The 20,043-nt window shown below is 68.2% G+C and carries 18 protein-coding genes; 10 read left to right on the top strand and 8 right to left on the bottom strand.

What is annotated here, in order from left to right:
• Positions 1 to 124 precede the first annotated feature (124 nt).
• The 3 genes from AB0H61_RS35150 to AB0H61_RS35160 are packed head-to-tail and all read left to right on the top strand — an operon-like array spanning position 125 to position 2,740.
• Positions 125 to 766: an urea carboxylase-associated family protein gene (locus tag AB0H61_RS35150; RefSeq protein WP_357312179.1), complete on the top strand. Its 642-nt coding sequence runs from the start codon at positions 125 to 127 to the stop codon at positions 764 to 766.
• Entirely contained in the window at positions 753 to 1,871 is a 1,119-nt protein-coding gene (locus AB0H61_RS35155) for an NADH:flavin oxidoreductase (protein WP_357312181.1), read from the top strand. Before AB0H61_RS35150 ends, AB0H61_RS35155 begins: the two co-directional genes overlap by 14 nt.
• Positions 1,850 to 2,740 (top strand): polysaccharide deacetylase, encoded by an 891-nt coding sequence (locus AB0H61_RS35160; protein ID WP_357312183.1) that lies wholly within the window; start codon positions 1,850 to 1,852, stop codon positions 2,738 to 2,740. Before AB0H61_RS35155 ends, AB0H61_RS35160 begins: the two co-directional genes overlap by 22 nt.
• Before the next feature lie 47 nt (positions 2,741 to 2,787).
• Here the strand turns inward: AB0H61_RS35160 and AB0H61_RS35165 are convergent, their stop codons facing one another.
• Positions 2,788 to 4,371 carry a PucR family transcriptional regulator ligand-binding domain-containing protein gene (locus tag AB0H61_RS35165; protein WP_357312186.1) on the bottom strand — a complete coding sequence of 528 codons (1,584 nt, stop codon included), beginning with the start codon at positions 4,369 to 4,371 and terminating at the stop codon, positions 2,788 to 2,790.
• A gap of 36 nt (positions 4,372 to 4,407) precedes the next feature.
• Here AB0H61_RS35165 and AB0H61_RS35170 point away from each other — a divergent pair, with 36 nt between their 5' ends.
• Both AB0H61_RS35170 and AB0H61_RS35175 read left to right on the top strand, forming a co-directional pair.
• Positions 4,408 to 4,851, top strand: coding sequence for a cytosine permease (locus AB0H61_RS35170; protein ID WP_357312189.1), 444 nt, complete (start codon positions 4,408 to 4,410; stop codon positions 4,849 to 4,851).
• Between the two features lie 114 nt (positions 4,852 to 4,965).
• Positions 4,966 to 5,532: a GyrI-like domain-containing protein gene (locus AB0H61_RS35175; protein ID WP_357312191.1), complete on the top strand. Its 567-nt coding sequence runs from the start codon at positions 4,966 to 4,968 to the stop codon at positions 5,530 to 5,532.
• Positions 5,533 to 5,548: 16 nt separating this feature from the next.
• Here AB0H61_RS35175 and AB0H61_RS35180 read toward each other — a convergent pair whose 3' ends face one another.
• Positions 5,549 to 6,112, bottom strand: a complete 564-nt coding sequence (locus AB0H61_RS35180) for a TIGR03086 family metal-binding protein (RefSeq protein ID WP_357312193.1) — start codon at positions 6,110 to 6,112, stop codon at positions 5,549 to 5,551.
• Between the two features lie 953 nt (positions 6,113 to 7,065).
• Here AB0H61_RS35180 and AB0H61_RS35185 point away from each other — a divergent pair.
• Positions 7,066 to 8,676: a TROVE domain-containing protein gene (locus AB0H61_RS35185; RefSeq protein WP_357312196.1), complete on the top strand. Its 1,611-nt coding sequence runs from the start codon at positions 7,066 to 7,068 to the stop codon at positions 8,674 to 8,676.
• Between the two features lie 36 nt (positions 8,677 to 8,712).
• Here the strand turns inward: AB0H61_RS35185 and AB0H61_RS35190 are convergent, their stop codons facing one another.
• The 3 genes from AB0H61_RS35190 to AB0H61_RS35200 all read right to left on the bottom strand — a co-directional run bounded on the left by AB0H61_RS35190 (position 8,713) and on the right by AB0H61_RS35200 (position 11,678).
• Entirely contained in the window at positions 8,713 to 9,666 is a 954-nt protein-coding gene (locus tag AB0H61_RS35190) for a pyridoxal-phosphate dependent enzyme (protein ID WP_357312198.1), read from the bottom strand.
• Positions 9,667 to 9,778: 112 nt separating this feature from the next.
• Positions 9,779 to 11,086: an FAD-binding protein gene (locus tag AB0H61_RS35195; protein ID WP_357312201.1), complete on the bottom strand. Its 1,308-nt coding sequence runs from the start codon at positions 11,084 to 11,086 to the stop codon at positions 9,779 to 9,781.
• 70 nt (positions 11,087 to 11,156) lie between these two features.
• Positions 11,157 to 11,678 (bottom strand): DoxX family protein, encoded by a 522-nt coding sequence (locus tag AB0H61_RS35200; RefSeq protein ID WP_357312203.1) that lies wholly within the window; start codon positions 11,676 to 11,678, stop codon positions 11,157 to 11,159.
• Positions 11,679 to 11,910: 232 nt separating this feature from the next.
• Between AB0H61_RS35200 and AB0H61_RS35205 the strand changes: the two genes are divergently transcribed.
• A complete protein-coding gene (locus tag AB0H61_RS35205; RefSeq protein ID WP_357312206.1) occupies positions 11,911 to 14,901 on the top strand; it encodes a BTAD domain-containing putative transcriptional regulator in 2,991 nt (996 codons plus the stop codon).
• Positions 14,902 to 14,907: 6 nt separating this feature from the next.
• Here AB0H61_RS35205 and AB0H61_RS35210 read toward each other — a convergent pair whose 3' ends face one another.
• Both AB0H61_RS35210 and mca read right to left on the bottom strand, forming a co-directional pair.
• A complete protein-coding gene (locus AB0H61_RS35210; RefSeq protein WP_357312207.1) occupies positions 14,908 to 15,171 on the bottom strand; it encodes a hypothetical protein in 264 nt (87 codons plus the stop codon).
• Positions 15,171 to 16,037 (bottom strand): mycothiol conjugate amidase Mca, encoded by an 867-nt coding sequence (gene mca / locus AB0H61_RS35215; RefSeq protein ID WP_357312295.1) that lies wholly within the window; start codon positions 16,035 to 16,037, stop codon positions 15,171 to 15,173. Before mca ends, AB0H61_RS35210 begins: the two co-directional genes overlap by 1 nt.
• A 122-nt stretch (positions 16,038 to 16,159) precedes the next feature.
• Between mca and AB0H61_RS35220 the strand changes: the two genes are divergently transcribed.
• Entirely contained in the window at positions 16,160 to 16,627 is a 468-nt protein-coding gene (locus tag AB0H61_RS35220) for a DUF4307 domain-containing protein (protein ID WP_357312210.1), read from the top strand.
• 320 nt (positions 16,628 to 16,947) lie between these two features.
• Positions 16,948 to 17,442: a transcription elongation factor GreA gene (gene greA / locus AB0H61_RS35225; protein ID WP_357312213.1), complete on the top strand. Its 495-nt coding sequence runs from the start codon at positions 16,948 to 16,950 to the stop codon at positions 17,440 to 17,442.
• Positions 17,443 to 17,526: 84 nt separating this feature from the next.
• Here greA and AB0H61_RS35230 read toward each other — a convergent pair whose 3' ends face one another.
• A complete protein-coding gene (locus AB0H61_RS35230) occupies positions 17,527 to 18,672 on the bottom strand; it encodes a cystathionine gamma-synthase (RefSeq protein ID WP_357312215.1) in 1,146 nt (381 codons plus the stop codon).
• Between the two features lie 141 nt (positions 18,673 to 18,813).
• Between AB0H61_RS35230 and AB0H61_RS35235 the strand changes: the two genes are divergently transcribed.
• Positions 18,814 to 19,977: an acyl-CoA dehydrogenase family protein gene (locus tag AB0H61_RS35235; RefSeq protein WP_357312217.1), complete on the top strand. Its 1,164-nt coding sequence runs from the start codon at positions 18,814 to 18,816 to the stop codon at positions 19,975 to 19,977.
• Positions 19,978 to 20,043 lie beyond the last annotated feature (66 nt).

The raw sequence follows: 20,043 nt of genomic DNA on the forward strand, positions 1-20,043 counted from the left end.
TGCTTCGACAGCACGCTACCGAGACATATTCCCGCTTCGACATGTACGAACATCCATCGAATCGCGAGAAGGCTGTGCACTCGTCCATTACGTGGAGTGGCTGCCGTTCGGTTGACTGATCGGCATGACAGCGTTGAGCTATCCGGAGCCCGTCACCGTACCGGCCGGACAGGCCCGGTCGGTGACCTTGCGCGCCGGCGAGCGTTTGCGGATCACCGATATCGATGGTGGCCAGGTGGGCGACGTGTTCGCCTACAACGCCCACGACATCACCGAACACCACAGTGCCGCACATACCCGCACCCACACCAGCAGGCTATTTCCTGCCCTCGGCGAATCCTTCGTGACCAACCGGCGTCGCCCGATCCTCACCTATCTGGCCGACACCTCCCCGGGTGTGCACGACATGCTTATCGCGGCCTGCGACCCGGAACGCTATGCGGCATACGGCGATCCGGCTCACGACAACTGCGCGGACAATCTGCGCCGGACCATGGCCGAGCTGGGACACCGCGGGCTGCCGTGCATTCCGCAGCCGATCAATATCTTCATGCGCATCCCGGTCGCCGCGGACGAGAGCCTGTCCTGGCTCGCGGCCGCCACCGCACCCGGGGACGCGATCACCGTCCGAGCCGAAATGGACTGTCTGGTGGTCGTTTCGGCCTGCCCACAGGACCACAACGTCATCAACGGAGCCGGGCCCACCCCGCTGGCCCTGACCATCCTTCCCCCGATTACCGAGGAGACCATCGATGACCAGCACTGAACTGGCCCATCCCGCGCTCGAGCCGTTCGACCTCGGCACCCTGGCGCTACGCAACCGATTCGCCGTCGCACCGATGTCGCGAATTTCCGCCGAACCCGACGGCACCCCCACGGCGCAGATGGCCGAGTACTACCGCGAGTATGCGGCGGGCGGATTCGGCCTGATCATTACCGAGGGCATCTACCCGGATCCGGTCCACAGCCAGGGGTACTTCAATCAGCCCGGTCTGGTCACCGGGCGGCATCTCGCGGGATGGCGTGCGGTGGTCGACGCCGTGCACGCGGCCGGGGCTCCGATCGTCGCGCAGCTGATGCACGCCGGCGCCATCTCGCAGGGCAATGCCTACGGGTTCGAGACCATCGGACCGTCGGCAGTCCAGCCGCGCGGGCAGATGATGTCCGATTACGGCGGCGTCGGCGGACCATGGAACGCACCCCGCGAAATGACCGCGCGCGATATCGATGATGTCGTCGCGGGTTATGTCGCGGCGGCCGAGAATGCCCGGCAGGCGGGCTTCAACGGGGTCGAAATCCATGCGGCCAACGGCTATCTGCTCGACCAGTTCCTCACCGACTACACCAACCAGCGCACCGACGAGTACGGCGGGCCGGTCGAGAACCGCATCCGCCTGACCGCGCGCGTGCTGCGGGCCCTGCGCGACGCGCTCGGCAACTTCCCGATCGGCGTCCGGCTCTCGCAGACCAAGGTCAACGACTTCACCTACCGCTGGCCCGGCGCGGAGGCCGACGCGCGGATCGTCTTCGCGGCGGTGGCCGATGCCACCTACCTGCACATTGCCAGCGAGGGCCGGAATTTCCTGGAGACCGCGCAATTCCCCGGTGGAGCGACCATCACCCAGCTGGCCCGTGACATATCCGGCCGCCCGGTCATCGCCAATGGCGGAATGCACGTCCTGCCCCAGGCCGCCGATACGCTGACCGGCGGACATGCCGATGTGCTGTCGCTGGGTACGGGCGCTCTCGCGAATCCGGACCTGCCGCGCCGGGTCGAGACCGGGGCCGAACTCGCGTCGTTCGACCATGAGATGCTGCACCCCATGGCCACCCTGGACAGCACCGCGGCATGGCGCGCGCGCAACAGTTGATGAGCGAGCAGCACTGGACCCGCGGCGCGGCGGCGGTGGCGACGCTGACCTTCGACGTCGACGCGGAGACGCCCATTCTGGTGGAGGGGCGCCACTATGCCGATCAGCCGATGGTGATGTCGCATCAGTCGTACGGACCGGATGTGGGCGTGCCGCGGATCCTCGATCTGCTCGACCTCATGGCCGTTCCCGCGACGTTCTTCGTGCCGGGCTGGGTGGCGGAGCAACGTCCGGGTCTGGCGCGGTCGATCGTCGATCGTGGGCACGAGGTCGCGCACCACTCCTACAGCCACCGGCCGCCCACCTCGCTGCCGGCAGGTGGCGAACGCGCGGATTTCGAACGCGCACTGGACGTTTTCGCGGCGCAGGATATCGAAATCGCCGGGCATCGCGCGGCAATGTGGAGCGCCAGCCGCGAAACCCTCGGCCTGGTCGCCGAATACGGGCTCGCCTACGACTCCTCGTTGATGGGTGACGACCGGCCCTACCTCGTGGACAGCGCGCACGGGCCGGTCGCGGAGCTGCCCGTGCACTGGTCGCTCGACGACTGGGAGCAGTACGCGTACCTGCCCGAACCGCGCATCGGATCGGTCATCGAATCACCGGTCAAAGTCGAGCAGATGTGGCGGGCCGAACTCGACGGCATGCGCCACTACGGCTGCCTGTTCAACGTGTGCATGCACCCGTTCCTCACCGGGCGGCCGGGCCGGATCATGGCCCTGCGCAACCTCATCGGCTACGCCAAGGAGTGCGGTGACGTAACCTTCGCCCGCTGCCGAGATGTGGCGGCCTGGGCGCGAGCCGATGCGCAGACCCCGACCCGCCCGCTGCCGACCTACGACGTGGATCCCGCCGTGTATCCGAACTGAGCCCGCGCATCACATCGCCCCGGCGGCGGTATCGCCGTGCGATCCGGTCAGCGCGTTGCGGTGCGTGGCGCGGTGACCGGGCCGCTGGTTTCGGCTGCCAGGGCCAGGAACAGGTCGACGATATCCTCGAGGCGGTTGACGTTGCGGCCGGTCAGTTCGGTGATCCTGGCCATGCGATTGCGCAGGGTATTCACGTGTACGTGCAGGTCGGCGGCCGTGACCGCCCACTGGCCGTCGTTGCGGAGGAAGGTGCGCAGGGTGTGTTCGAGTTCGGTGTGGGCGCGGGTGTCGTGATCGCGGATGATGCCGAGCACTTGATCCGAAAATCCTTGCAGGACTCGCTCGTCGAGTAGACCGAGCAGCATCCGGAAGGTCGCGATATCGGCGAAGGTGGCGGTGTCGGGACCGTCCTGGGCGCGCAGCACCTGGCAGACCTCCCTGGCACGTACCAACGGCTCGCGCAGCGCGCCGGCGTCGGCGGCAAGCTCGCCGAGCCCGATGACGATCCGGCCGCCGGGCACCCGCCTGCCGGTCTCCGCGGACAGGTCGCGGGCGAACCGCGCCAACCCCTCGGCGGTGCCCTCCCACGGGCAGATGGCCACCACATCACGGCTGCCCGCGGTGGCGAACGCGGGTATGCCGTGGGTGGCGAAGAACGCGCCGACCGCGGTGGCGATGTCATCGGGCGGCGTATCGGCGACTGGCGCGAGCGCGAACACACCCAGTGGCCGATCCGACGCCACCCCGTAGGCGCGCAGCCGCCGACTCACCTCGCCGCTGCGGCGCGGCCCGGACAGAATCATCTCCAGTAGCTCGGCGCCGAAACGCGCCTCGATGGCATGTACCGCTTGCTGTTTGGTCACCTCCAGGCTCAGGAAGCGCGCAGCCTGAGCCAGCGCCTCCCGGTCCGCGGCGGCGAGTTTCGCGGCCGGTTCCAGGCAGTACAGCCCGGCGTCGATCTCCCCCATCGCGCCCTCGACGAGATAGAGCGCCGACGGCCCCGAGCCCAGCAGATCGACCTCGATCGGCGGTGGCGTGCGGTTGAGCGCGGCGGCCGCCAGCCGCACCTGCTCATCGGTCGGCTCACAGCCGATACTGGCCAGGCGGCGGCCCTTGCGGTCGACCATCAGCAGCGGCAATTCCGTTTCACCGCGCAGGATTTCGAGCACACCGACCGCGCCGCCGCCGCGCGAGAGCGCCGCGGCCAGCGCATCCCCGCGATGCACGGTCGCGGTCAATTCCGCCTGCAGCACCTCGTTCTGGATTCGGGCGGCGGCCCGGGTGAGCGCGGCGAACGGCACCCCGATACACAGTTCGATCAGCGGCAGCCCACGGGAAACACACACTGCGGCCAGATCTTCGGGCAGCGCGGGGGTTTGCGCCGTCAAGCCGAAGACCAGCCCGGCCGCGCCCGCCCGCGCGACCGCGTCCACGAACTGATCCGCCGGGACGTGCGCCAGCCACAGGCCATTGGTCAGCACCAGCTCGCCGGGCCGGACGTAGAGCGACGGGTCGGGCAGCTCGGTGGTGTGCAGCCAGCGGATCTCCGCGTCCAGGGATCCGGTGAGTTCGGGCGTCACCACCCGAAGCCCGAGAGTGGTATCCGCGACGAGACGGCTAATTGTCAGCACATAGTGAAATATACATAGCTGACCAGTAATTGATGGATGAATACACATCCCGGAGCCGTGCCGCCCGCCCTCGTGCAGGGTCTGCTGACCATGGCGTGGGTCGGCGTGAATACCTGGGTCGTGCTCGATCTCGTACTGGCCGTTCTCGAGCAGATCGGCATCCGGGGCGGTATGGAGCTGAAAGTCGTGGTGGCGCTGGTCATCATGGCGGTTCAGCTCGGCCTCGCACTGCACGGTTTCTACGCGATCCGCGCCTTCGAGAAGTACACCGTGCCGCTCACCATCGCGGTCATGGTGGTGATGACGGGGGTGGCGCTGGCCCGGACACAGCTGGACCGGTCCGCCGCTACGGCGGATACGCCCGGCGAAAAGCTCACCGCCATCACGCAACTCGTCACCGCCATCGGTGTCGGCTGGGGGCTGACCTGGATTCCCTACGGCAAATTCAACACCCGAGGTCTGGTCAGCCTCGCCGGGTGAACCCACCGTGCGGCTGTGATTCGGCGAAACACCGCACCGAGCGGTTCGACTTGACCCTCCCGTGGCGGGAGGCCGCACGCTCGACACCGTCCCCGATCGCTAGAGGAGATCCCGATGAAGCTCGACCTGGCCAAGAGCGATAAGCACTACTACACGGCACCGGCCGATCCGGTGCTACGCACCTTCGACACCTACGCCTATGCGACCGCCACCGGCATCGGCGCGCCGATAGGTCCGGAGTACACCGAGGCGGTCGCGACGCTGTACCGGGCGGCCTACGGGGCGAAGAAGGCGGCCAAGGCCGCGGGACGGGACTTCGTGGTGCCGAAACTGGAGGGCCTATGGTGGGTGGACTCCGACGCGCCACCGCTGTCGGTGCCGCGCGAGGAATGGCGGTGGAAGATGATGATCCGGCTGCCCGATGCCGTCACCGAAGAGATGCTCACCGGCGCTACCTTCGAACGGCTCACCGAGGGCATGGCGATTCAGGTGCTCCACGTGGGTCCGTATGCGACGGAGCCGGAGACGCTGGCCAGGATGGAAGCCTTCATGGCCGCCGAAGGGCTGGCGATGCACGGCCGCCACCACGAAATCTACCTGTCGGACCCGCGCAAGGCCGCCGCCGAGACGATGAAGACCATTCTGCGTCACCCGGTCCGGGCGATCGGCGACACCCGGTAGCGGCCCTGCGCATCGGTTACCGGGTCCGGCCGACGTAGGCGAGTAATTTGCGGTGCGCGGGGGCGTCGGCGGCGATCGCGACCTCCGCACCGAATACGCCCGGCGCGCGAAAGGCGTCGATGCCATCCGTGTCGCGCATGGTGGTGAGCAGTTCCGCGCTGAGCGCGTCGTCGGCGAGATCCGGCCGGTCGATGGCGACCGCGATATCGATGCCGTGCACCAGCACCTCGGTGAGATGGATCAGCGCGGCCGCCGGCGCGGGCAGCGCACCGAGCCCGATATGCACCGTCGCCGTCGGCACATCCGGACGATGCCACGCGGCGCGGTCGATTTCAGCCGCCGCCGCGTAGGCCGCCTGCGGATCCGCGCCCAGCCAGTCGTCCTCGTGCGCACCGCCCGGATCGATCCCGCTCAACTCGGCCGCGAAGATGTGCATCCCGCCCACGACGTGGTTCAACACCGTGCGCACATCCCAATCGACGCACGGCGTCGACGCCGTGAGCCCACCGTCGTCGACCGCGTCGACGATCTTGCCGGTCATATCCAGTGCGCGGTCGATCTGGCCGATCACAATCTCCATGGGGTTCCTTCGCTAGAGCGGGGGTATTGCATTGGTAGCACGGCGGGGTGACATCCGGCGGCGGTCGTATTCCAGGGATACCCTGCGCGGTCACCGTCGAAAACGGTTGCGCAGCACGTCTTGTCGCGATAATTTCACAACGCGTCCGGTGCGTAGGCAACGGTTACTTCGGGTTCGACTCCTGTCGGGCCTCGGTCCGATCGCTCAGTTCGGTGAGCATATCCCGTCGCCGCTGGAACTCGGATGCCTCGATCTCTCGGCGCGCTCGAAAATGGGATGCGGAACTCGGATTCGAGTCGGTACAGTTCGACGCGCACCCGGTGCGCAGGCAACGGTTACTTCCACTCTCAATGGGGCGGTCGCGGGTTCGAATCCCGCCCGGGTCATGACCCGGTAGCTCAGTCCGGCAGAGCACCTTGTACCGTGGCCGATTTCGATCTCGGGTGCACCCTATGGCGACTATCAACGCATTCGAACTCGTCTGCACCACAATTCCTACACCGATTCCGGGGTGAAAAATAAGATGCGGCCCCGAAATCCGTGACGGTACAGTTCGTAACGCACTCGGTGCGCAGGTAACGGTTACTTCTGGTGTGAGGTTGCGGGTTCGAATCCCGCCCGGACTCCGGTCCGGCACCTCGGTCCGTTACCGCCTCGAACTCGGGTGCGCCACAACTTCATTGCACCTCCCGGTGCGTAGCAGGCGGTTACTTCTTCACCACTTCCCGGAAATACCGCAGGCGATTTCGATCTCGGGAGGCTTCGCGTGCACCGGCCCGGTGCGCAGACGACGGCTACTTCCGACCCGCCGATCTCCAGATCGTTCCGGTTCGAGTCCGGATCGCCCCGCGGGGCGGTGGTGGAATTGGAAGACACAGCGGGGTACAACCCGTCGTCGACCTGGAACTCGGGCCACCGCATGCGAAGCCTCCGCAATGTCATGGGGGAATTCGATGAGCAAGTTCAATCCGACGCGTCCGCGTCGCGCCGCCACCTCGCCGATCACGAGCGAGGCCACACCGTCGGCCCGCACCTACGAGGGCGGCGCCGGATACGAGCGTACGGTTCGAGGCGAACTATTCCTCCTCGCCGTCTCGAATATGGTCGGGGAGAACACCTTCTACGAGTCCGCCGGCGAGCGCGACAACCGCTACGCGACGCTGGTCCGCGCAGCCACACTCGCCGACCCCGACTGGACCGCGCGTTTCCTGGGCTGGCTGCGCGGCGACGCCAATATGCGCAGCGCCGCACTGGTCGGCGCGGCCGAATTCGCCAAGGCCCGCCTCGAGGCGGGCGCGTCGGGCCTGTCCCGCCAGGTGATCGACTCGGTCCTGCGGCGCGCCGACGAGCCGGGTGAACTGCTCGCCTACTGGACCGCGAGGTACGGCCGCACGCTGCCGAAGCCGGTGAAGCGCGGCGTCGCCGACGCGGTGCGCCGACTGTACGACGAGCGGTCGCTACTCAAATGGGACAGCGCGGCCCGCGGCTACCGCTTCGCCGATGTCATCGAGCTCACGCATCCGACCGCCGCGGCCGACAAGCCTTGGCAGGGACTGGTATTCGAGCACGCGCTGGATCGTCGGCACGGCAACCGGGTCGTCGACCTGCCCGCCGAGCTGACGGTGCTGCGTGCCCGCGCGGAATTGATGGATCGCCCGATCGAACAGCGTCGCGCGCTTTTCGACAACCCCGAGCGAGCGCGCGACACTCTGCGCGCGGCGGGCATGACCTGGGAGGCGGTCGCCGGTTGGCTACAGGGCCCACTGGATGCCGCGGTATGGGAGGCGCTGATCCCATCCATGGGATACATGGCGAGGCTGCGTAACCTGCGCAATTTCGACGAGGCCGGGGTGAGCGACACCGTCGCCGCCGAGGTCGCGACCGCGCTGGCCGATCCGGAGCAGGTGGCCCGCTCACGTCAGCTGCCGATGCGGTTCCTGTCGGCGTACCGGGCCGCACCGTCGCTGCGCTGGGGCCACGCGCTGGAGCAGGCGATGAGCCGTTCGCTGGCCAATGTGCCCGCGCTGCCCGGTCGCACCCTGGTGCTGGTGGATACCTCCGGCTCCATGGACGCCGGCTTCTCCCGCGACGGCACCCTCCGGCGCTGGGACGCGGCGGTGGTCTTCGGCCTGGCCCTGGCCACCCGTTGCGCGCGGGCGGATGTGGTGTCCTACTCCAGCCGAGGCGAATACGGCGGCCGGACCATTCCGGACAGCGTGGTCTTCGAACTGCGCAAGGCCGAGCCGGTGCTGCGCGCGGTGCAACGCTGGCGCGACGACGGCTACTTCCTCGGCTGGGGCACCGACACGGTCGGCGCGGTGCGCAAGCACTTCGCCGCGCACGACCGCGTCGTCATCCTGACCGACGAACAGGCCGCCGACGGCGACGTCGCCACCGCGCTGCCCGCGACCGTTCCGCTCTACACCTGGAATCTCGCGGGCTACCGCTACGGCCACGCACCCAGCGGCACGCCGTACCGGCACGCCTTCGGCGGTCTGACCGACGCGGCGTTCCGGATGATCCCGCTGCTCGAGTCGGGCCGAAACGCCGACTGGCCCTTCTGAGCCCGGGTAGCCGAGCCTCGCGACGGTGGGCGGCGACTAGCCGGTGTAGCTCAGGTCGGCCGGATCGGTGTTGGCGCCGCAGAGGATGAAGCCGATGCGTTCGCCGGGGTTCGGCTGGTAGGCGCCCGCGCGGAGGGCGGCGAGGCCGGTGGCGGCGCCGTGTTCGACAATGATGCGGTGGCGATCCCACAGTAGTCGGCGGGTGGCGATGATGTCGGCGTCGCCGACGACGACCGACCGTACATCGGCGAGGCAGGCCCATTCCAGGGCGGCGGACCAGATGCGCTGCGCGCCCAGGGAATCCGCGGCGATCGAGTCGACCTCGACGTCCAGTACCGCGTCGGCGGCGAGGGCGGCGTGCAGGGCCTGGCTGCCTTCGGGTTCGGCGCCGACCACCCGGATGCCGAGATGGTCGGCGGCCGAGGTGACGCCGGAGAACATGCCGCCCGCACCGACCGCGACCACAATCGTGTCCAAATCCGATACAGCGGAGACCATTTCGAGAACGAGTGTGCCCGCACCCGCCGCGGTCAGGGTTTCGTCGCTGGTGTAGGCGTCGATGGCGCCGGTTCGGTTCATGAAGGCGCGGGCCGCGCTGTGCGCCTCCGCCTGGGTGGCGCCGCCCAATCGGACCTCGGCGCCGAGTCCGCGCAGCCGCGATACCATCGCGGCCGGTGCCGTCTCGGCCAGGAATACCGTGGCGGGGACACCGAATAACCCTGCCGCCCAAACGAATCCGAGGTCGGCATTGCGACCCGTGGACGCGACGAGCCCCGCGTCGGGCATGGTATTCGATTCCACCAGCGCCGCAACGAGATTGGCCGCACCTCTGGCCTTGAAGGAGCCGGTGTGCTGCAGGAACTCCAGTGCGAGAAAGGACTCGGCCCCTGGCACCAGATCCGTATCACCGGCCGTGACGACGAGCGGTCGCACGAGACCGTCGATGCGATCCGCGGCGGTCTTGATATCGCCGAATGTCGGACTGAGCATGATCTCGACCCTATGGGCACGGGCCGGGTAGAACTATCGGGCATGTGACCCTAATCGACTACCGGCCGCGGTTATTCGAAGTCGAATACGGCCGGTAGTCGGGGCGGCGTTATCAGAGCACGGGGTAGTTGGCGCGCACAACCGTCCGCGGATCGCGGGCGCGTTTGATCGCTTGCAGCCGATCCAATGTCGGCGCGTCGAAGGCCGCGGCGGCGGTCTCCTCGGGGGTGAGGAAGGTGTACGGCTTCTTGCCGCTGATGTGTCCGCTCACCGCGTCGACGATCGCGCGACGCCGGGCCTTGACCGCATCCGTGAGGTGCGGGAGTCCGAGTCCGAGCAGGTACAGCAGGTACGGCTCGGTGACCGGGCCGCGGGCGCCGCCGTCCGGACGGGATTCGGCGAGTGCGCCACCGAGGTGCCGGATCTGAATATTGACCAGCGGCGCGACCGGACCTTCCAGCACGGTCTTCACCACCGCGTCGCCGAGGTCGGTCAGCAGTTCACCGCGCGACAGCGACGGGCTCGGGTCGATCGGTTCGGCGGTGATATCACCGAGGGCGGCGATCGGCAGTTCACCGCGTTTATCCGCGATGGCTCCACCGATCGCGTCCAGCGGTGCCGACAGCGCGCGACCGACCGCGGGGTCGCCGAGGTAGGCGATGTCGAGTGCGACCATCGGCGGCGCGTCCGGGAACTGGAAGCGGTGGAACCACACCGACAGTTCCTCGGGGGCGGAGGCGGTGAGCTCCTGGAACAGCTCGAAGACATCGGCGGTACGGGTGCCGGGCCACATGACCCGGCCGCCGTAGAGCCCCGGCGCGGGGAACAGCTCCAGTTCCAGCCCCGTCACCACCGCGAAGTCGCCGCCGCCGCCCCGCAACGCCCAGAACAGCTCCGGATCCGACGCGGCCGTGACTCGCGCTTGCGCACCCGTCGCGTCGACGATCTCGAAGGCGTGCACCGCATCCGAGGCCCAGCCGTACTTACGACCGAACCAGCTGAGCCCGCCGCCGAGGGTGTAGCCGGTCACCCCGACCACCGGGTTGCTGCCCGCCAATCCGGTCAGTCCGTGCGCACCGGCAGCGGCCTGCACCGCACCCCAGTTGGCGCCGGCGCCGACCTTCGCGATCCGGCGCTCGGGGTCGATCTCGACCCGATTCAATGCCCCGGTGCGCAGCAGAATCGCGTCCTCGATCCCGCCCGCCGCGCCGTGCCCGGTCGGCTGCGCCACCACGGGCACGCCCGCACTGGCCGCGTACGCCACCACGGCCGCCACATCCGCGGCATCGGCGGCGGTCACCACGGCGGCCACCGGCTGGCTCACCGTCACATTCCAAGGGCGGGCGGCTGCGTCGAATCCCTCGTCACCGGGTACCAGCACCGCGCCACGGACCGCGCCACGGACGTCGTCGAATGTCATTGCTCTTCCTTTACTTTCTTCGATGAGTGGAGTTGCGGGCGCGGTCGTCGGGACCGCGCCCGTGCGGGAATCAGCCCCGCGCGCGGCGCAGGAATCCGAAGGACTTCGACAGCGGCTTCGGATCACGTTGGGCGGGTGCCCGCAGCGCCCAGGACACCAGGGTGAGGCCGGTGAAGACCAGCGGACCGATCCACTTGGCGGCCGGGTCGCCGATCGCCAGGTGCGAGGCCGACGCACCGGCGTAGACGAAAACCAAACCGGCGTAGGCCCATTCCTTCAGTCGCGGGAATCCCGGCGCCACGACGGCACCGACCGCGAGGAGCTTGGCGGTGCCGAGGATCGTCGCGAAGTACATCGGGTATTGCAGCTGCGCGAAGGTCTCCTCGACGTACGGAACGCGCGCCAGATCCCAGTACGCGCCGACCACCGATTCGGTGAGCACGATGCCGGAGGTCACCGCGAAGGCGGCGAACTTCGCCCGCGCCGCCCAGGTGGTGCCGGTGACGGAATTGATCAGTCCGACAACCCGATTGGCCGTCGCGGCCTCGGGTGCGCTGGGCAGCAGGACCGAATTCGTGGTGGGAGCGTTCATGATCGATGTCCTTTCGGAATTGGTGATGTTCTCGATGAGGCGGCCGCCCGATACCGCTATGACGAACCAGCCCGCACGAATGTGACAACCCCGACGAAACCGCAGGTCCGGTCGGTCTGCCGCGGTCCGGAACCGAGTGCTGGTGTCCGGCATGTCGAATACTGTGAGCGACCGGGTTGATAGATTCGCTATGCCTCCGCTATGGGCGCTCGATGGGAGGCTGGAGATGGGTATGCGGTTCAGGGTTCTCGGCACCGTCGAGATCGCGGTGGACGGAGTTCCGGTGGCCGGAACCGCGCCGCGGCACCGCGCGGTACTCGCGTATTTGCTCCTCAATGCGGGCCAGCTGGTCAGCGCCGAGCGCATCATCGATGCCATGTGGGGGCCGACGCCGCCCGATACCGCGCGCGCCCAGATCCACGCCGCGGTCACCGCGATCCGCCGGGCGCTGCGCTCAGTGCAAGTCGAGGGCTTGCTGGAAACCAAATCCGCGGCCGGTTATGTGGTACGTCCGGGGCTCGGCGATTTCGATCTGGCCGAATTCGACGCGCTGGTGGCTCTGGGCCATGCGCGGGCCACCGATGATCCGCGTGGCGCGGCCCAGGCGTTGCGGACCGCGCTGGGCCTGTGGCGCGGCGAAGCGCTCGCCGATGTGGCGGCCGACTACGTAGCGGGCACCCGGGCCCGGCTCGGCGAAAAGCGAATCGCCACCATCGAGCGCCTGATCGAGGTGGAGCTGACGCTGGGGCGTCATCGCGACATCATCGATGAACTCGCCGACCACGCCGTGGCCAACCCGCTGCGCGAACGCCTCCACGCGCAGTTGGTGCTCGCCCTGTACCGCTCGGGTCGCCAGGCCGACGCACTCGGCGCCGCGCGCACCTTCCGCGCGCAGCTCGCCGAGCGGCAGGGCCTGGATCCCGGCCGCGCCTTTCTGGCCTTGGAACAGGCTGTGCTGCGGGATGATCCGTCCCTGGCGCTGCCCGAGCAGCGCTCGCCGAATACCGACCACACGCCCGAGCCACCTCGTTCCGACAACGCGCCGAAGACGATCGATGGCCCGCCGGTCGCATCCGATCGGACCGGGGCGGCGCACCGGAGGCAGACGCCGCCCACCTCCCCACCGAACTTCCTGCCCTACGACATTCCCGATTTCGCCGGGCGGGTCGCCGAACTCGACCAGCTCACCGCGCCGCGCACCGACGACACTCGAGCACCGAATGTCGTGGTGCTCGACGGCATGGCCGGAATCGGCAAGACCACCTTGGCGGTGCACACCGCACACCGTATGACCGATCGATTCCCGGACGGCGGACTCTTCATCGATCTGCAGGGCCACACGCCGGGCAGCCGACCCATCGATCCGGGTGCCGCGCTGGAACTCCTGTTGCGGCAGTTGGGCATTCCCGCCGATCGCATCCCGATGCCCGATGCCGATCGCGGCGCCATGTGGCGGGCCGAACTCGCCACCCGGGCACTGGTCGTGGTGTTGGACAACGCCGTCGACGCCGAACAGATCTGGCCACTGCTGCCCGGCGCGTCACCCAGCCTGTTGCTGATCACGAGCAGGCGCCGACTGCTCGATCTGGACGGCGCACAGGCGATTTCGTTGGATTTGCTGTCCTCCGTGGATGCGATAGCCCTGTTCGGCCGGATCGTCGGCGAGCGCGCCGCGGCCGAACCGCAGGATGTCCTCGATGTACTGCGGCTGTGCGGTTTCCTGCCGCTCGCGGTGCGGATCGCGGCGGCCCGCCTGCACCACCGGCCGCGCTGGAGCGTGGCGTATCTGGCAAGTAGATTGCGCGACCAACAGCACAGGCTCGCCGAACTCTCCACCGCCGACCGTGGGGTCGCCGCCGCCTTCGCCCTCTCCTACGAGTACCTCACCCCCGACCAACAGCGGGTATTCCGACTGCTCGGACTGCATCCCGGCCGCGATATCGACCCGCGAGCGACCGCCGCGCTCGCCGATATCTCCGACCGCGCGGCCGAGGAGCACCTGGAGGAATTGCTCGACGCGCATATGTCGGCCCAGCACGAACCGGGCCGCTACACCCAGCACGACCTGCTGCGCGAATTCGCCCGCGCGACCGCGGCCGCCACCGAGCCCCTCGCGGACCGAGAAGCCGCGACCACCCGGCTGTTCGAGCACTACCTGTACCACGCCCGCGCGGCCGTCGACCTGCTCTACCCCTACAACACCGACGCCCGCACGCCGCTGCCCGAGCCGACCCGCCCGATCGCGCCCTTCCGCGATACCGCCGCGGCCGCCGCCTGGCTCGCCGCCGAACGCGCGAATTTGGTCTCCACCACCGCCACCGCCGCCCACTGCGCATGGCCGCTGCGCGTCAGCGATCTGGCCGATACGCTGCGTGTCTACCTGGACGGTAATTCCCGCCACTCCGACGCCGCGATCCTGCACGAGGCGGCCCTGCAAGCCGCTCGCCGGGCGCACGATCGGGACGCCGAAGGCCGGGCACTGACCGACCTCGGCTGGACCGCGTGGCGCCGTGGCGATTACCCGGTCGCCGAAGAACTGTCACGGCAGGCGGTCGAACTGTGCGGGGCGACCGGCATGGACCGCGAGGAGGCGCGCGCCTGGAACACCCTCGGTAATGTCGCGGCCCGCCGCCGCGGATTCGAGTCGGCCCGCGAGTACTACGCGAAGGCGCTCGAACTCGCCCACGGGAGCGACAACCGGGTCGGTCAAGCGCATGTACTCGGCAACCTCGGCGTCATCCTCGACCTCTGCGGACTTCCCGCGGACGCCGACGATCATCTGAACCGGGCGCTGACCCTGCACCGCGAGCTGGGCAATCGGCACGGAGAAGCCCTGGTGCTCAACTACATCGGGCTGGTGCACCGCCGCGGCGGCAATCTCGAGCAGGCGATGCGCCACCACCGGCAGTCCGCGGAACTCTACGCGGCACAGAACAATCACAGTGACCGCGCCGCGGCGCTCAACGGTCTCGGCGAAACCGCCCGCGCGGCGGGCGATCGGGCCGGAGCACTGGACGAGCACGCGGCCGCACTGCGGCTGGCCGAGGAGAACGGCAATCAGCCGGAACGAGCGCGCGCCGCGGAGGGCCTGGCCCGCGCCCATCGCGACCTCGGCAATCTCGATCTCGCGCGCCACCACGCCGAACAAGCCCTGACCGGCTGGTCGACGCTGCGCGTCCCCGAGGCCGACGACGTCCGCGCATTCCTGGAGGAACTGGGCTGATCGGGCTCAGCTCGGCTGGGCGCGGCCCTCGGGACCCTCGTCGGCGCGCCGGGTGATCCCGTGCTCGGTCCCCTCGTCCGCCTCCTGGTCCGGCTCCGGATGTTCCGGTTCGAAGGTCGGCGGCAGATTCTTCAGGTGCCGGTTCATCGATCGCACCAGCAGGACGGTGCCCGCGAGCAGCACCAGGATGATGACGAGCCCGAGCGGCGAGGCCTTGCCGAACTCGGGTCCGGTCGGCGTGCCCGGGGTCTGGGCCAGTAGCTCGAGCATCACCGGTCCACGCCCTCGATCCCCGCGAACAGATCGTTCTCCGGCAGCGCGGTGCTGACCCGGGTCTGGGCCAGCTCGAACTCCTCGGTCGACCACAGCCGCTGCTGCAATTCCAGCGGAATGGCGAAGAAGGCGCCGTTCGGGTCGATCTGGGTGGCGTGCGCCCGCAGCGCGTCATCACGCTGCGGGAAGTACTTGCCGCATTCGATCTGGGTGGTGACGCGGGCCATCTTGTCGCCGCGTCCGGCCGCGTAGTGCCGCATCCGCTCCAGCCACTCCTGCAGCGGGAACGGCTCGCCGATCCGCTCGTACTCGGCGGCGAACACCTCCAGCCGCTTCATGCTGAAACCGTGGTCGTAGTACAGCTTCAACGGCGTCCACGGCTCTCCCGCGTCGGGGAACCGATCAGGATCGCCCGCGGCGTCGAACGCGGCCACCGTCACCTGGTGGCAGCGGATGTGGTCCGGATGCGGATATCCGCCGTTCTCATCATAGGTGGTGATCACATGCGGCTTGAACTCGCGGATCACTCGCACCAGAGCTTCGGTGGACTCCTCCAGCGGAACCAGCGCGAAGCAACCCTCCGGCAGCGGCGGCGGCGGATCGCCCTCCGGCAGGCCCGAGTCGACGAAGCCGAGCCAGGTCTGGCGCACGCCGAGCGCGCGAGCGGCGGCGGCCATCTCCTCGCGACGGATCTCATCGATGCGCTCCAGCACCCCGGGTGTGTCCATCGCGGGGTTGAGGATGCTGCCACGTTCGCCGCCGGTCAACGTCACGACGAGGACTTCGTGTCCTTCGTCGGAGTAGCGGGCGGTTGTTGCGGCACCCTTGCTGGATTCGTCGTCGGGGTGGGCATGCACCGCCATGAGGCGAAGGCCACTCACGTCTCGTTCACCATCGCTCTCGGTCGCGGGTGTCTGGTCTTCGTTCCCTATAGTTTCATTCGACCTACTTTTGTTCCGACGTGCCCCCCGGGAGCGACGAGTCTATGAGCGTGCCTGAGCCCGAAACGACCGGCGGCGCGTCCGCCGAGGGCGCCGCGGCGGCTCGTCGTGCCGACCGGTACGGAACCGCGCCACGCGCCCGGCGCCCCTGGATTCCGCTGGTCCTGGGCCTGGTGGTGCTGGCGGTGGGGCTGGGTGTCGCCTATCTCGGCTTCCAGAAGTACGGGCCCGACGACATCGACGCCGAACAACTCGGCTACACCGTCGTCGACGACTCCACCATGACCATCCGCATGAAGGTCACCCGCGACGACCCCGGCCGGCCTGCGGTGTGTTTCGTCCGCGCGATGGATCGCGACGGGGCCGAGGTGGGCCGCCGCGAGGTACTCATCCAGCCGTCGGAGAGCGGGACGCTCGAGCTGACCACCACGGTCAGGTCCTCGGCTCGGCCATCCGCTGGCAACATTTATGGATGCAGTAACCAGGTACCCGAATACCTACGGGCCGGGTGAATGCACCCCGGCCAACGGGGCAAAGGTCACGAATCGTCGGTGCCACGGCCGACAAAACAAACTCCGACCTGCATGTTTGTGATTCATGCTAAAATGGCGTGACACACGGTTCCGGGGCTCGGAGCCGTGTTTGCTGCATTGATGGCCAGCGCTGTGAGTTCCGGGTTTTCGGGTTTGCCCGGAACCAGTCCTGTTGGGGTTCTCCGAACTTCCCAGGATCGCTCTAGCCGTCGGCTGGTGCACGCCCACCTTCGGGTGATTGTGCGGCAGTTTTCAGGGAATCCCGCCTCGGCGGGAACAACTACTAGGGAGTGATCGAGATGACCGAGACGCAAGTGACCTGGCTGACCCCCGAGTCGCACGACAGGCTCAAGGGCGAGCTCGACGCGCTGATCGCCAATCGTCCCGTCATCGCTGCCGAGATCAACGAGCGCCGTGAGGAGGGTGACCTCAAGGAGAACGGTGGTTACCATGCCGCGCGTGAGGAGCAGGGCCAGCAGGAGGCGCGCATTCGCCAGCTGCAGGAGCTGCTGAACAACGCCAAGGTCGGCGTCGCGCCCACCAAGTCCGGCGTCGCACTGCCCGGCTCGGTCGTGAAGGTCTACTACGACGGCGACGAGTCCGACACCGAGACCTTCCTCATCGCCACCCGCGAAGAGGGCCTGAGCGACTCCAAGCTGGAGACCTACTCGCCGAACTCTCCGCTCGGCGGCGCGCTCATCGACGCCAAGGTCGGCGACACTCGCGAATACACACTGCCCAACGGCAAGACCATGAAGGTCACGCTGGTCAGCGCGGAGCCCTACCACAGCTGATCCCCTGCGCCCCGGAACCCGACAAGAGCGGCCGCTACCCGATACCGGGAGCGGCCGCTCTGTCGTGTGAGGGTGGTCCGGGAATCAGCCCGCCAGCGCCTGCTCGATATCGGTCAGCAGATCGCTGACATCCTCGATGCCGACCGAGAGCCGGACCAGATCCGCGGGCACCTCGAGGTCGGACCCCTCGGTGGACGCGTGCGTCATCGCGGCCGGATGCTCGATCAGCGATTCCACCCCGCCCAGCGATTCGGCCAGTGTGAAGACCTTGGTACGCGAGCAGAAGTCGTGCGCCGCGTCACGGCCGCCGTGCAGTCGCACCGAGATCATGCCGCCGAATCGGCGCATCTGCTTATCGGCGACGACGTGGCCGGGATGCTCCGGCAGACCCGGGTAGATGACCTGGGAGATCGCCGGGTGCCGGGTGAGGAATTCGGCGAGGGTTTCGGCGTTGTCGCAGTGCCGTTCCATCCGCAGCGCCAATGTCTTGGTGCCGCGCATGGTGAGGAAGGCGTCGAACGGGCCCGGGACCGCGCCCGCGCCGTTCTGCAGGAACGCGAATGCGGCGTCCAGCTCCGGATCGTTGGTGATCAACGCGCCGCCGACGACATCGGAGTGCCCGCCGAGGTATTTGGTGGTCGAGTGGGTGACGATATCGGCGCCGAGCAGCAGCGGCTGTTGCAGATACGGCGTCGCGAAGGTGTTGTCCACCACCAGTTTCGCGCCGGCCGCATGCGCGACATCGGCCAGTGCCGGGATATCGCCGATGCTCAGCAGCGGGTTGGTCGGGGTCTCGATCCAGATCAACTTGGTATTCGGGCGGATCGCGGCGCGCATCTCGTCGATATTGAATACGTGCGCGGGCGAATGCTCGATGCCCCACTGGCTGAAGACCTTATCGATCAGCCGGAAGGTGCCGCCGTAGGCGTCGTCCGGGATGACGATGTGATCCCCTGGGCGCAGCGTCGCGCGCAGCGCACAGTCGGTGGCCGCCATGCCGGAGGCGAAGGCCCGACCGTACGCGCCCGACTCCAGCGCGGCCAGGTTGGCCTCGAGCGCCGTCCGGGTCGGGTTGCCGGTCCGGCCGTACTCGAAGCCGCCGCGCAAGCCGCCCACCCCATCCTGGGCGAAGGTCGAACTCGCGTAGATGGGCACGTTCACCGCACCGGTCTGGGGATCGGGATCGAATCCGGCGTGCACGGCCCGTGTGGAGAATCCCAGCTCACTCATGCCCCCCACCCTAATGGCGAGGGCTCACAGACCTTCCACACGCCCCGCAGAGGTTGTACCCCGTGTGGGGCGTGCGAAGGCTCTGTGAGGTGCGCGCAGTGATACCGGACTCGGCGGGATGGGGGGAATTAGGGTGGGTGGATGGTGACTGTGGAAGAACTGTTCGGGATCGATGCTCTGCTTTCGGCGGAGGAGCGGGAGATCCGCGATACCGTGGCCGCGTTCGCGGCGCGGCGTCTGCGGCCGCATATCGCGGAGTGGTTCGAGGCGGGCACCTTTCCGGCGCGGGAGATCGCGCCGGAGCTCGGCGCGCTCGGATTGTTGGGCATGCATCTGGAGGGTTACGGGTGCGCGGGTATGTCGGCGACCATGTATGGCCTGGCCTGTCAGGAACTGGAGGCGATCGATTCGGGGGTGCGCAGCATGGTCTCGGTGCAGGGTTCGCTGGCGATGACCGCGATCCACACCTTCGGTTCCGAGGAGCAGAAGCGGCAGTGGCTGCCCGAGATGGCGGCCGGACGCGCGATCGGGTGTTTCGGTCTCACCGAACCCGATTTCGGATCGAATCCCGGCGGCATGCGGACCCGGGCCAAGCGCGACGGCTCCGACTGGGTGCTGAACGGCTCGAAGATGTGGATCACCAATGGCTCGGTCGCCGATATCGCGGTGGTCTGGGCGCAGACCGATGCGAAGATCCGCGGCTTCCTGGTACCAACCGACACTCCCGGCTTCACCGCCCGCGAGATGCACCGCAAACTCTCGCTGCGCGCATCAGTGACCGCGGAACTGGATCTCGACGATGTGCGGCTGCCCGCCGAGGCGGTACTGCCCGAGTCGAACGGATTGAGCTCGCCGCTGGCCTGCCTGAGCGAGGCGCGCTTCGGCATCATCTTCGGCGCGCTCGGAGCCGCCCGCGACTGCCTGGCCGCGACCATCGAGTACGCCCGCACCCGCGAGGTCTTCGACAAGCCGCTCGCCGCCTACCAGCTGACCCAGGCCAAGCTCGCGGATATGGCGCTCGAATTCGGTAAGGGCCAGCTACTCGCCCTGCATCTGGGGCGACTCAAGGATCGCCACGAGGTGCTGCCCGAGCAGATCAGCGCGGGCAAGTTGAACAGCACGAGGGAGGCGATCGCGATCGCGCGCGAATGCCGCACCATCCTCGGCGCCAACGGCATCACCCTCGACTACCCGGTGCTGCGCCACGCCAACAACCTGGAGTCGGTACTCACCTACGAGGGCACCGCGGAGGTGCATCAGCTGGTGCTCGGCAAGGCGCTGACCGACGCGAACGCCTTTCGCTGAGCGGAATTCTCGGGCACATCGATGTGCCCGGAAAGTCCGATCCACCAGGCACGCTCGGGTGAGACA

This window comes from Nocardia sp. NPDC050710 (genome assembly GCF_040654375.1).
Taxonomy (GTDB): domain Bacteria; phylum Actinomycetota; class Actinomycetes; order Mycobacteriales; family Mycobacteriaceae; genus Nocardia.